Source organism: Photobacterium aphoticum (assembly GCF_001029435.1).
Classification (GTDB): domain Bacteria; phylum Pseudomonadota; class Gammaproteobacteria; order Enterobacterales; family Vibrionaceae; genus Photobacterium; species Photobacterium aphoticum.
The window spans coordinates 33,927-47,795 of sequence record NZ_LDOV01000044.1 but is presented as its reverse complement, the minus strand read 5'-3'; the positions used below and the strand labels follow the sequence as shown (position 1 = coordinate 47,795).

At 50.5% G+C, this 13,869-nt stretch carries 7 protein-coding genes; 4 read left to right on the top strand and 3 right to left on the bottom strand.

All coding sequences use genetic code 11. From position 1 onward, the window contains the following. The first annotated feature begins 60 nt into the window (after positions 1-60). Positions 61-1,260, top strand: coding sequence for an 8-oxoguanine DNA glycosylase OGG fold protein (locus ABT58_RS24320; protein ID WP_189595469.1), 1,200 nt, complete (start codon positions 61-63; stop codon positions 1,258-1,260). 239 nt (positions 1,261-1,499) lie between these two features. Here the strand turns inward: ABT58_RS24320 and ABT58_RS21165 are convergent, their stop codons facing one another. From ABT58_RS21165 to ABT58_RS21155, 3 genes are all read right to left on the bottom strand, one after another. After that, positions 1,500-3,323, bottom strand: coding sequence for a reverse transcriptase family protein (locus tag ABT58_RS21165; RefSeq protein WP_053063162.1), 1,824 nt, complete (start codon positions 3,321-3,323; stop codon positions 1,500-1,502). A gap of 387 nt (positions 3,324-3,710) precedes the next feature. Further along, positions 3,711-5,354, bottom strand: a complete 1,644-nt coding sequence (locus ABT58_RS21160; RefSeq protein ID WP_047876433.1) for a hypothetical protein — start codon at positions 5,352-5,354, stop codon at positions 3,711-3,713. A gap of 2 nt (positions 5,355-5,356) precedes the next feature. After that, positions 5,357-8,581, bottom strand: coding sequence for a hypothetical protein (locus ABT58_RS21155; RefSeq protein WP_146147268.1), 3,225 nt, complete (start codon positions 8,579-8,581; stop codon positions 5,357-5,359). Positions 8,582-9,005: 424 nt separating this feature from the next. On the opposite strand from ABT58_RS21155, the gene ABT58_RS21150 reads away from it, so the two are divergent. The 3 genes from ABT58_RS21150 to ABT58_RS21140 all read left to right on the top strand — a co-directional run bounded on the left by ABT58_RS21150 (position 9,006) and on the right by ABT58_RS21140 (position 13,806). After that, positions 9,006-12,152, top strand: coding sequence for an efflux RND transporter permease subunit (locus ABT58_RS21150; protein WP_047876431.1), 3,147 nt, complete (start codon positions 9,006-9,008; stop codon positions 12,150-12,152). Positions 12,153-12,246: 94 nt separating this feature from the next. Continuing rightward, on the top strand, positions 12,247-13,395 hold the full coding sequence (locus ABT58_RS21145) for an efflux RND transporter periplasmic adaptor subunit (RefSeq protein WP_047876430.1): 1,149 nt from the start codon (positions 12,247-12,249) through the stop codon (positions 13,393-13,395). A gap of 141 nt (positions 13,396-13,536) precedes the next feature. After that, entirely contained in the window at positions 13,537-13,806 is a 270-nt protein-coding gene (locus ABT58_RS21140) for a hypothetical protein (protein ID WP_047876429.1), read from the top strand. The last annotated feature ends 63 nt before the right edge of the window (positions 13,807-13,869 follow it).

Here is a 13,869-nt window from a genome sequence, read left to right as displayed (position 1 = left end):
TTAATTTGGTAGAATCTCGATAAACTGAACCCATGACAAACAGAATAGGCAAAATTAAAAATGATCCCGCTGTTTCTGAAAAGCAATCTTGAAAAAATAAAGAGAATAAAGCAGCCAAGTTTTAAGATTGCAAATAGGTATTTCAATTATCGTCACCATAAAGTAATCGATGGAATCTTACATGATTGTTCAGATGGTTATATCGGTCGAGAGCAAGTGACCGAGTATTTTAAGAACCACGAGTACTATAAAGGTTTTTTTGCAGCAATGATTTGGGGCGGGGTATCGACTGGAGGTGTAACGGGAGACAACCTAAGCAAATTACTAGATGTGACTCCAGAGCGAATAGATGGGATAGTGTTGGTTGTTAAGCGATTATTGCAGCAACGATTATTTTCTCTAGCATATGACTACATGGAACGAGAGGGAAAGCTAAAGGGCTTAGGCGATGCGTACTTTACTAAGTTATTTTTCTTCATTTCAGAGGCGGATAGTTTAGCGATTATTTCACCTATTTTTGATAAGTGGACAAGACTTGCATACTGCGCATTGCTTATTGATGAAGGAGATAAGCAATTAGCTAAGCAGTATATTTCTAGAGTAGAGGGCGTTGATGTTAAGTTGCGATCAGCAATGCGCAGTGCCGCTTTCAATGATTATGTTCTGCGGATGAATCGATGGGCGAAAGAGTGTGATGTAGAGGTGAATCAACTCGAAAGTTTTATCTTTGGTACTAATCGCTCCAAAGATAAAACAAGCCATAACCCCCGCTTTTACTTTGAATCGTATGTTGCGGATCGCCACGCAGAAGTATTCGACACTTTAACCTCAATACCTAGTAGGACCCGAAAAGAAAAAGTGTCGCAGTCCTTAACTACCCTAAAAAAGGGAAAGTCAATAATGCCACGCATTGTAGCGGTATACTTATCCCCAACAAACAAAACAGCTTACACATCAACCAATATCGATTTACTGGATGCAAATAAGCCGTATGGAAAGGAGCCATTAACACTTGTTCAAGGCGGGCTTGGTGCTCGAGGGTATCGTGTCTTTTCTGGTGAAGATGGTGCAATTGTAACGGGTAGCCATAAGGCAATGCGCAACGACTCATCTTTAAAAGTTTTATATTTATGCGGCGGTGTCTTGGTACATAACAAGTCAGAAGCTGAACAATTCACAGATAGTGCGCTGTTGAAGGTCGCTAAGAAGTTAGCGCAGCAACTTGCGAAGGATAGAGGGTTTGAGAAGATAGGGCGATAGGTGTGGATACAAGGCAACCCATTTCGCTGTCTTAGTATACCTAGGAAATTTTCATTGATTTCTAAATTAGTAAAACGCTGAGACACTTTGTCTAAAGGAGTGTTGAAGTGGCGGGTAACACGAAATTGTCCAGAAATCAGTTACGACACCAGCCGGCTAATGACCACCTTGTTGTGATTGGCCTGCTGCTAGGTAAGGTCGCGTATCAGCGGCGACGTCTAGCCGCTGAACCTCTTCGTTTAATACACGAATATTTTCAACAGCAACAACACAACCACCACCGTCCACACAACAGGGCTACCGAAGCGATTCGGGCTCGCGGTGTTGGTTTCATTGCCCCCCGATATGAATGCTGGGTTTGTATGATCCGGTGCCATCTCGGGATGAGCTGAATGCGTATTGGCTTGATTGGCTTTCGCCGCTTGCCGCGCTTGCTGTTTTTGCGCATCCATTTGTTGTTGCGTCAGGGCTAATACCGGGGCCGGTTTTTCTGCCGGTTGCCACCATGCCTCGCGAGGGGCCTCGCCTTTGGCGGCTTTGAGGCGAAATAAACGTTTGTTGAGTGCCGTGATCTTTCCTGCGGCAACCGGAATATTGTATTGGCGTTTCAGGTGAGCAACTTGCTTTTGCAGCGGGATACCTTTTTCTGGCGCGACCATGGCCACGAAGTTGGCGTACCCGGTCAAGCTCTGGAACAATTCGCCAGTCCCCCAGTGTTTGCCGTAGTGGCCATCTAATTCAATCTGCCGTACCACCGCGCGGAAGCGTTTCAAGGTAGGGCGATCCACCGACAGCCCATCATTGACCACAATCCCCGTGACTTCTTGCTTTTGGTGTTTACGCATCACGCGGGTTTTGTCTGGATGCAGGGTAAAGCCTTCATCCGTGACAATGCGTTGGCAACGCCACAATACATACTGGATCTTATCGGTCTCATCACTGGAAAAGGTCAGATCATCAGCATAACGGGTGTAGGTAAAGCCCAGTTTGTGTGCCATGCCCTGTAAGCGTGCATCAAGACGACGGCAGAGCACATTGGTAATGGCTGGACTACAGGGAGATCCTTGTGGCAACTCACGCTTACCGTTGGCGATATGGTAGGTCTGTCCGTCCATTTCGACCGCTTGTGTGTCCGATTTGGTAGCGATAAGAGCAAAGGTTGTCGCTAGTGCCTCGCTGTAACCTGATTGCTTAAATATGCCTTTTACCCGGGGATAGGTGATGCTCGGGAAAAAGTCTTTGAGATCTAAATTGATCACAACCTGTTTGTTGGTATGCGGTTTGGCGTTCGTCACAATGCTACGCCCTTGGATGAAGCCGTGTGCCGCATCATGGATGGGCAGAAGGTTTAACACGTTATCCAGCAACCAGTATTGGGCGCGCTTCATTCTTGGCATGGGGGCGGATATCAGTCGTGTACCGCCGGTTTTTTTACTGAGTGCAAAATGCTGATAATGGCTGACGGTCGACACGTCTTTTTGATAACACAGAAACCGCAATTCCGAGGTGGAGATACCCATGGCGTCGGCAAGCTCACCGACATGACTGAACGCAGGCAAACCGTGTGCAGTCAGCCGGGCGGTGTCACAGGTGGTCTGTTGCAGGCCTGCTGTGAGTGCCTTATCACCATATCCAGCGTCGCCCAAGTATGTGAAATGGGTCTGTTGTTTTTTGTGCCAGCGCAGGGCTTTCTCATAGCGGGCGAGGTTGTGATTAATCCGGATTTGTTCGCGTTTTTCCAGCGCTGCTTTTTTGCGTGTTTTATGCAATGCGAGCAGGGCCTTCTCAGGATCCTGATAAAGACGATTGAGGCGTGTTAATTCTCGCAATCTGCTCAGTAATGCACTGCGTTTTTCGATAAATTTTTCGGCAATACTGGGCTTAGTGCGATCTTTCTGCCAAAAGCCTAAACGGATCATTTCACTGAGTATGTATTCGTCTTTGCTCGACTGGCGAATACGATCATAGATCTGCTGGCGTGTCAGTTTGGGTGATGGTTCGGGCGGCAATACACTGTTGTTGTTGTTGTTGCTGTTGTTTTGGCTTGGGTCTGAATTACGCATGGCAACGTACCTCCTGTGACAGGAAGAAAGAAGTGAACAAAAATGCAGGAGAAGGATGCGTACTATCGGCAGAGTGAGGGAGGAACGGTAGCGCGGCGTCTTCCTTCGAAGAGTTCTGAGTACTGGGGTAATCAACTCGATGCCGCACGTTACCCATATCGCTCATTGACTTCTTTGAAGTCATACCGCAATAGCGATATGGGTGACTGTGCGGCCCAGTTAAGATTTCACCAGTGACGCGTGGGTAGCCTGTAAACCAGAATGGTGATCCACCATTCGCGATGCAAGGTTCTTTAGCCGCGCTACCGTTAATCAAGATTGTATGAATTGCCGTTTTCAATACAAGCCGAGGGCCTGTGAATAGTGAAGTGACTCCCGTAATTCGGCTCATTTGAATGCCGCCTCTGCCACGTGTAATCGTAAACTCAGCATGTGTTCACAGGGGCCAAGGCGTAATTTATTTTGGTGCCAGAAATGGCATTCGCATTGGCCTTGCGTTAAGCGTTGATCTTTGTCGATAGTGAGGGAAACCTGATGTGCACGTGCGTTATCCAGCACACTGCCTGACAGGGCAGTGCCGTTCTCATTGGTTTCACAGTGGCTGACAGTGACCAGATTAGCCTGCACGAAACGGGCGGCTTTTTTCTCCCGTTCGTTGTTAAAGCGGACGGTCTCAAGATCAATCAGGGTGTTGTAGAGCTGACGCAGGCGATACACATCACTTTCCATGTCATACAGTACCAATCCCAATTGGCTGTATTGCGCCAATGCGGATTTCACCGTGCTGATGTCTAGATGCAAACGGGTTGCCAGGCGCTGCGCACTTTCGACATGCTGGGCCGACAGGGCGTTGTAAACGGTTTGGGCGGTGGATTGATCCACCGGTTCACGCGGCGCAAGCAGATCAAAATCACCAGCTTTGGACCAGTCGTTAGCACTCCAGCCTGACAGCCCGAGCGTGAAAGACAAGTGCCCCATATTGGCAATATAAAATGAGGGTAAGCCATCACCCATTAAGTGCACGTCAAAATGATTGGCGACCGGGAGCAAGCGTTCCAGAATCAGAAGACGACGGCGTCCCCATACGCGAATGGTACGTGCAGTATCTCCTTGGTAAATAGAGCGATCAAACTGCAGCACCTCATTCCAGGGTTCCATGACGACACGAACAGGACGGCCGGGCTCCAATTCAAAGCGCATGGCACGGGGGCCGACACGCTCTTTTCTGCGTTTCAATTGTGCACACAGGTTATGTATGTCCATTGGCTGTAATCGCAGTGTGACCATCGGCAAGGTCATGGCTGAGCTCACTTGTAAAAAGCCGCGCACCCAACTGTCTGGCAGGTCAATTTTTTTCTCGTCATACGCCGCTGCCCCTGAGGTTTGGATGTTGAAACCTTCCGGATCGATTTTCAGACGCGTGGTGCGGTAGTCCCGTATTTTTTGAAATTCATGATACAAGCCGGTGGAATAATCAATGTTGGTGGTGCCGTATGCTTTGTCGCTGATATGTTCAAACACATCATAGTGACAAGTGAGCTTGCCGTAGCTGGACTCGTCTTCTGAAAAGCATTCAAAGAAGACTTGATCAGGGTGAATGGTGATCACCGGATCCAGCACATACCAGGCATCAATATCGTGTTTATACAGGTACTTAAAATATTGCTGCTGAGCGTGATAGTAAGGGGCCATCACGGTATGGGCTTCTTTACTCATCGCGTTTAATTCGGCATTGACCGCAGCAAGTTCCGCGTTGACTTTTTCAGATTGGTTGGCAAATTCAGCCAGCAAGCGGGGCTCTTCGTCTGCGAGCCATCGTTCATACTCCTCGCGGTTTTTCGGCTGAAAACGCATATCGGAGATCACCACATCATGCAGGCAGGAAATGGCCTCTCGGAAACGGCGTTTATCTTTGACTTCCCCGACAAAGAACGTAGGGCTACGAGAAAGATCGGGGGCAAATGACATGTCCGTCTGTTTACTGGTTGAACCGATCTGCGACGTTTTGGCATAGCGGTAAGCGACTTCCATGTTTATTCCTCCATCCGGCGCGGTGATGTCGTGGGGCGCGGGGTGATGTGTATCGGCAGTTCGGTCTGATTAGCATCATGGCGCGAGGCCAGATCCAGCATCAGTTTCAGATAGGCACTTTTGTCTTTTTGCACTGACGTTAAAGACAGGCGAGTGAGCAACGCACAGGTCATTTCCAGCGTTTGCGGTGACGTGTCGGCGTTTTCCTGAAGAAAGGCGATCACTCTGTCTTTGGTGACGCGACCGGCATTGACGCGTGATAGCACGGACAAGAAATAAGGCTGCAGTGCGACAATCATGTCGCTGTCGCCAGCGGCATACAGAGGCAATAACTGGCTGACAAACAATTCCACGTTCGCAGCAGGGTGCTGACTGAGTTGCAGCATATACTGTGGGCCATCATCGGCGTCAAAATAGGTCTGAATGAGTTCGCGGCCGTATTGCTGAACGGGCTCTACCACGCTGTCGCAAACCGCGATGATCTGATCCGGTTGCCAATCCTCTTTTGTCAGATGTTCGCGGCAAAAGGTAAAGCCATAACTTTGGGTGTCTGGCCATGGGCTTTCCAATACCTGCAAAATACTGTCCATTTGCCCGAGCAGGGCATCAGGCTGATGGCTGAAGTAGGTTCTTGCCTGTTTTCGCAGCGACAACGTGGGGCTGGAGAGCAGCGAAAACCACTGTTCTGCCGATAACCGGTCTGCTGCCAAATAGTCCGCCGCCAGGGATTGCGCCATGGCGGAGCGGGCTGTTGCCAATTGCCAGAGCCCATTGTTTTTATTGCCAGCCAGTGCGCTATCAAAATGCTGCGATAAAAAGAGCAGCAGTAACTGCTGTAAAGAGTTCGCCAGATCACGGGTGTGCAGCTGGTGGACAATGTGCTGGAAAATCAGGGGACGAGAGGGCTTATGTGCACTGATCGCCGTCGCGATCACGCTTAAAATTGCCGCTTGTTTATCGGGGCCGCATTGGGGCAGTAATCCGATGAGGTAATCCACTTTTTCGCTCAGCTGTTCAGGGGCCAGTTTCTTCAACAGGGCAAGGCTGAATGCTTGTATGGCTTTAGATGACGAGCGTTCAATGGCTTGTAAGGTTGACTCAGTAATTTGGCTGTAACTGATAGGCATGGCGTCCAGCAAGCGACACCCCAGTAAGCGAACAACTGCGGATGGGTGTTGGATCAATGCTTCGACAGATGACACATCGAGTTGGCTTATGGCTTTTTCACAATGCGACTGGATCCATTGAAACAGCCATTCCCCCTGTACGTCAGCGAGTGAGGGTAGAGTGATTGAGAGTCGCGGCGTGCGTGTGTCTGTTTCTGTCTCGATATCTATCTCTGTTTCAGTATGCGTGCCGCCCCCACTATCTATCGTGGCGTGTTGATCGGTAATGGCACGGATCGTTGCAGTTAAGAGTGCCGCCGGGTTGATGGCCGTGAAGGCAAGACGCTGTGACAGCGTATCCAGCCATGCGCGAAGGGCGGCATGATCGAGACACAGTAGCGTACTCAGTAGCGGCACAGAGTGACTGAAATCGCGGATTTTATCTAATTCAGCCAGGGCAAAGGTAATCACATCGTCAGAAGGACTCAAAAACAACTGACAGATTATGTGATCTGGCAGTGGCGTGTCTGATCCTCGACGGCGTAATTGCTGCAGTGCAAACTGCTGTAATGAATCATAGGGCTTTAGCAGTAGCGTGATTAATGCGTCTAAGGGTATGCCTGCGCAAAACATTGAATTATCACGTAATGCCCGCACACTGAAATCTGCAACGGGCTGACAGCGGGTATGGCATGCAATGCGCAATAGCGCGTCAGGGGCGTTATCCCACAAGTGAGGGAAGGCTTCACCACGCCCGGTGAAGGTTTCGTTCGGATCATATTGCCAAATGCCACGGGCATTTTTGCGGTAATGAGGCGCATGGGTATGCAATAGGGTATTTAAGGCAGAACAATGCGCATAGCCATCATAGTGGCGCGTACGGGTTAAATGGCGTTGCCAGCTGCGATCATAGTGGCAATCGTTAAAGGTACGCGGGGCCTTGGCATGGTCGTCGGTATACTGCAGCAAGGTGTGTTCGGCCATTACGGTGAAAAGCGGACTGTTGGCAATGCCCAATTGCTTCAGCGTGCGAGAGAAACGCGCGGTAAAATAGCGATGGGTATGTTGTGAATGGGCTAACCGGGCATTGTCAGAAGCCAGTTCTTTCGATACCTCGAGCCTGCCGTGTCCGCTGTAGTGATACATCCACTGACGATTAAAATGGGGGGCGCTGGCTTCTAAATGGATATTGATAAGTGGCTGCATCTCGCGGTCTAATCGGAACTCACTCATCTTTAGCAGGTAACGTAGCCCTTTAAAGGCGCCGGGTGAAAACGGAATGTCTGGCAATAATGCCAGCAAGGTGCGTTTGATCTCAGGGTTAAACCAAGATTGTAAATAGGCCTCTTTTAATACAGCGTTGATCGGGTGCGTGACAGGCGCGCCAATGCGTTTCTGCTGTGCTGCCTCGTGACAAAATGCGTTGATGTGCTGCTGAAGTGTGTCAGGCGTTAAGGGCACCGACGAAGGGCAGTGTGCCTGATACGTGGCTTGGCGTTGGTCTGGCGCGGTTAATGCGAGCATCACTTCCAGCGCAAGGCTGGCGATGACCGGGTTAGAGTCATTGAGATACGAGGTGACGGTCTTGATATCAGAGGATGAACCAATGCGACCTAATGTCCATAAAATGCTGTAGCTATCGCGCCAGTCGTGATGTTTATTATTCGCTTGGAGAAAATCGGTGATGAGTGCTGCGGCTTCTGGATGGGGAGCTGGTGACAGTCGCCAGATCTGCCGTGATCGTGTAGGATCATGCTTCTCATTTTTGATCCGGGTCAGCAGGGCGTCGGTGTAAGCGGCCGTTGGTGCATCGGTGTGGTCAGCCGCTGAAGACACTGTGGGAGAGGGGCGTGGGGGCTCGCCTGAGCTGTCATCTTCTGAAACATAGCCTTTATTGTGTTTCGATATCACCACAGAATCAAAGATTTTTTCGGCCTGTTCAAAAGGAACGGGCATGGCGGTTTTCGACCCTTCTCGTAGCGTGCTGCCGTATCGCCCATAGCGGAAGTTTACGAGGTATTTTTCCTCTGACATGGCCGCTGTTTCGATGAGATCAACCTCATACACTTTATCTGAATTGCCTTCCTGGCAGCGCAATCGCGATGTCCTTATCCGCTTCATGTATTTATTCCCGCTAGACGCCTATACCCAATATCACCTTTCAGACTACCACACCGTCTGGGGGCTATCGGGCGAGGAAAAAGTGAATTTAGCAGTGACTTCACAGAAAAAATCCGCAGTAAATGGCGGGGTGCTTTGCCGTTTATGACCCAAAAATTATGCGCTACGGCGATATACACTGCGCGAACGATAAATTTGTAACCAAAATGCAACAAGGCTCTGTAAAAGCCAGTCAATTTTGCTAAGGTGTGTGTTGCGCAATTGTTACTGATGCTGCAATTAGCTGGTGGATATCCCCTTTTTGCAGAGTAAGACGGCAATTGTTCGCCTGATGAAAGCGAAGGAGGTGCTTTCATTACCCTCCGTCGGGCAGCGATAGGCTGTAGACGCGCGCAGTATACGAAGAACAAAGACAAAGGATGTTATGTTTCTTACACGCTATGCCATTTCTCGTCCCGCTGTGATTGCGGTGGCTGTTGCACTGACAGCGTTATTTGGGCTGCTCAGTATTAAAACCCTGCCTATTCAATTGTTCCCGGACATTACCCGACCGAGTTTGTCGCTTACGGTGCATTGGCGTGCGGCGGCTGCCGAAGAGATGGAATCGGAAGTGGCCGAACCGCTTGAACAGGTTCTGCAAGGGATTTCTGGCACCCAAACCGTGTATACCGAAGCGGGCAATGGGCGGGCAGAGATCGATCTCGAGTTTGAAATCGGCACTGACATGGAAAAAGCCATGTTGGAGGTGATCAGCCGGGTGAATCAGGCGACGAATTTACCTTCCGATATTGATGGGCCTTTTATTCACAGCGGATCCAATAACGATCAACTGACCTCCCTGTTTTTACAACAACTGCCAGGCAATGACACGCCGATTCAGGCGTATCAGGACTTAGTGGAAGCGCAAATCGAACCGGCGTTAACCAGCGTGGATGGCGTATCCCGGATTGAAGTGCGCGGGGAAAGTGACCGACAGGTGGAAATCCGTTTTGATCCTTATCGGCTAGCGGAGTTAGGGATCACCATTCCTGAACTGGTGGGGCGTATTTCTGCGGGACGTGATGCGTCAGCGGGGCGGTTAGATATCGGCCGTAAAGAATACAAGCTGCGGTATGCCGGTCGTTACGAGCTGGATGAGTTCGGCGACATGGTGGTGGCGTGGCGTGGTGGTTTGCCTGTGTACTTGCGTGATTTGGCGGACGTCGAGGTGCAACGTGCGGTACCCCGTACCCTGCGGGTGCAAAACGGCAATCCCGCCATCAATATCAGTGTGATGAAAGAAAGTGGTGCCAATGCACTGGAATCGCTCCTTTCTGTAAAAGAAGCCATTGAGCAACTGAATAGCAACGTATTAGCGCGAAATGGGGTGCATCTGGAAATGTCCTATGATGCCTCTGTCTTTATTATGCGTGCGTTGAATATGGTGACCGGCAACCTCTTATTTGGTGTGTTGCTGGCAGTGGCGGTGCTCTGGTGTTTTATTCGAAAAGCACGGGCCACGTTAATTATCGCCATGTCGATTCCGATCAGTATTTTGCTCACCATTTGTGTACTGAAACTGACGGGTCGCACGTTGAATGTGATTTCACTGGCGGGCCTCGCGTTCGCGGTGGGCATGGTGTTGGATGCCGCGATTGTGGTGTTAGAAAACATTATTCGGCTGCGGGAGAAGCGATCTGCTTTAGCAGCAACACAGCAAGCCGATAACCAAGCGGTGAGTGATAAGTCGCAACTAAATAATCTGGGTGATCTGGCGGAGCAGGGTACCAAACAGGTGTGGAGTGCCTTGTTGGCATCGACCCTGACTACGGTGGCCATTTTCCTGCCTATCTTGATGCTCAATGATGTAGAAGGGCAGCTATTTGCTGACTTGGCGATCACCATTGCGGTAGCCGTGACAATGTCACTGATTGTGGCTGTGACGGTGTTGCCTGTCGCCGCCTCTCGCTGGCTGGCCGATAGCCGCTTACAAGACAATTACACTTCGGCCTGGCAACGCTTAGCGGGTTTAAGCATGCGCTTAACGGCCACGCCATTGCGGCGGAGTATTGTGATTGTGACCCTCTTGGCGTTACCACTGGCCTTAACCCGTGTCGGGTTACCCAAGATGGATTACCTGCCGGATGTGAAGCGCGATGCGGTGGATGTGTGGTTTTCTATCGCACCGGGTATTGGCATTAACGCAGTGGGTGAAGAAGTCATGGATACCATGGTGGAACGCCTGCAACCCTATATGGATGGGGAAAAAGAACCAGCCTTAAAGAACTACTATTTCATCATGTGGCCGGGGGGCGCGACCATGGGGGTACGCGCCATTGATCAAACCCGTATTAAAGAGCTGGAAGCCATCGTGCGGGATGAGATCACCGTCGGCTTGCCGGATGTCAGGGCGTTTGCACGCCAAGGATCCTTGTTCGGTAGTTTTGGATCCGGCAAAGAGATCCTTGTAGTGTTAAAAGCGAACGATATGCCACAGTTATTTCGTGCTGCAAAGGAAGCGAAAGTCATCTTAGAAGAAGCGATGCCGAATGCCCAAGTATGGCCGCATGGCTCGCTTGAATTTACCGCGCCAGAGCTACGGTTGATCCCTAATGATCGTCGCTTGGCGGAGGTGGGCTGGAGCCGTGGGGATTTACCTACCGTGATCCGTGCATTGGGTTCTGGCCGTTATCTCGGAAACTTTTTCGATGGGAATCAGCAGCTCGATATGATGCTGATGACAAGCGCCGCACAATCTCCTGAGCAATTGGGGGCCATTCCTCTGGCTACCCCGTCAGGGGCGATTGTGCCTCTCGGTGAATTGCTGCGAGTAGACACCGTGATGGGGCCGAAGTCGATTGATCGTATTGATGGGAAACGCGCCTTTGTCCTGGCGGTGCAGCCCAGCGATGACATGACATTGGAAGTGGCGATGGAGCAATTACAGGCTCAAGCCATTGAAAAGATAGAAGCAGTATTGCCAGAAGGCGGCTCTGTTCAACTGTCGGGTAATGCGGACAGTTTAAAGCAGGCGATCAACAACATGCTGGCTATTTTTGCTTTTGCTCTGAGTATTTTGCTGCTGTTGCTATGGGGCTTGTTTGGCACATTACGCGATGCGTTGCTGGTGATTTTGACTTTACCGTTGGCGACATCCGGCGGCGTGATGGCGATTCAGATCATGCACACACTGGTGGATCAACCGGTGGATTTGCTGACTATGATCGGGTTTGTCATTTTGTTGGGGCTGGTGGTGAATAATGCGATTTTGCTGGTGCATCAAACCCGCACGAATGAGCGAGAAGGCATGGAGCGGGTGGCCGCCGTTCAGGATGCGCTGACCCGTAGGATCCGCCCGATCTTCATGACCACATTAACCAGTGTGTGCGGCATGTTGCCGTTACTGCTGAGTCCGGCAACGGGCAGCGAAATCTATCGCGGGTTAGCATCCGTGATTGTGGGGGGGATGCTGGTCAGTACCTTGTTCACCTTGATTTTGCTTCCCGCTTTATTGCGGATGGGAAAAGCAGCATCTTCTACAGATGATCACCGGACTGCAACCTCGCCAAAGCGTGTGGCTGCGCAGGGTTAGCCAAACGATGAAAACGATATACCCAGGCATAAGATCTATACATAAGATCCATACATATAAAAAAGTAAAACGAAGAGAAAGGAAGAGAAACGCCATGGAAGCAGGCAAACCAACACAGCAACTCGCGTTTTTTTCACGCCATGCGGCATTGGGCAGTCTGTTAATGTTCACCGCGTTACCGCTATGGGCTGCTAAAACGGTGGCACTTGCGGTGGTAGAAGCGGAACAGTCTGCACCGGTCAGTTGGTATAGCGGTACGGTACAGAGCCAGCAAGAGGCGGAATTGAGCATGGAGGCCACGGGCCGCTTGATGTCGGTGGTGACATTCGGTCAGCAGGTCAAAAAGGGCGATGTGCTGGCAGAAGTGAATGCGGATTCTTTAGCCTTGCAACTCAAAATTGAAAATGTTGAGGTTCGCAAAGCACGCGCGTATGTGGCGCATTTGGAAATCGAACTCGCCAGATTGGAGAAATTGGCTAAAAAACGCAATATTTCCAAAACAGAGCAAGCGCAGGCGCGTCACGATTTGGCGATTCGCCGTATTGAACTGGAGAACGCCCGTTTACGGGTCAGTGTGGTTGAAGAGCAGCTGGCCCGTACCCGGTTAGTCGCGCCTTTTGATGGTACGGTTAACCGAGTGTTCAAAACACAGGGCGAGTACATACATCAGGGTGAAAGTGTGCTGCATTTGGTCAATACGGCGCAGCAGGAAATTCGCTTGCAGGCACCTATCTCTGTCACCTCGCTGTTACCTGAAACGGCATCGCTGAAGGTAACGGTGGAAGGGGAGCCGTTCAAGGCGACATTGGCTACCCGCAGCGCCAGTGCCGATTCCCGCTCCCGATTGATTGAATTGCGCTTATTACCGCAGCAGGATGCCACGACGGCAGCCATGACCATTGGACAGCCGGTGCGGGTAGCGATCCCAACCCGCTTTGCCAGCGGTGGGGTATTGGTGCCCCGTGATGCCATCGTCACCGGTAAGCACGGCAGTGCCTTGTTTGTGATAGCCAAAGCATCAGAGCGAGCATCCAAGCAAGCGGCTAATCAATCTTCCAATCAAACTCATGATGAGGGTGACGCCGTGCCAGCCACGGTGAAATCCGTACCTGTTGATGTGCTGTACAGCAGTGATGGCAAAGTGGCGGTGAAAGGCGATATTGCCATTGGCAGTGAAGTGGTGGTGCGCGGCGCCAGTGGACTGGTCGACGGTCAGGAAGTGCAATTACTCGAAGGCAGCTAATGTTATGTTTCCACTGAATATTGATAAAGCCAGTCGGTATGATCAATAACTTCAGTAGATCATGACATATTGATGGTGCAATTATCCGTTGAACGATAGAATCGGCCGATTTTTTTCGTTCCTTATTGAAAACGGATAACAATGAATAAGAAACATATCGCGGGTTTGATCGCCGCGTTCGTGACGTTATTGGGCTTTATTGCGGCAATCGGGATGAGTGTGCCATCGGTGGTGTACTTGTGGCCGGTTGAGGCGTTGAATGGTATTGCGTTCGCGTTTGCGTGGGGATTAGGCGTACCCACATGGTTAGCTTACGTGCTGGCGTTGGTGATCTTCTTGGCGATTGCCTGTATCGGTTATGCCGCAGGACGTAAAGTGTACAGCCTGCTTTGCCCCGATCGTCAATCATAACGATGCGGTAAAAAAATAACCCTGATAATCGCGCCAACAGGTGGGGATTATCAGGGTTTTTTA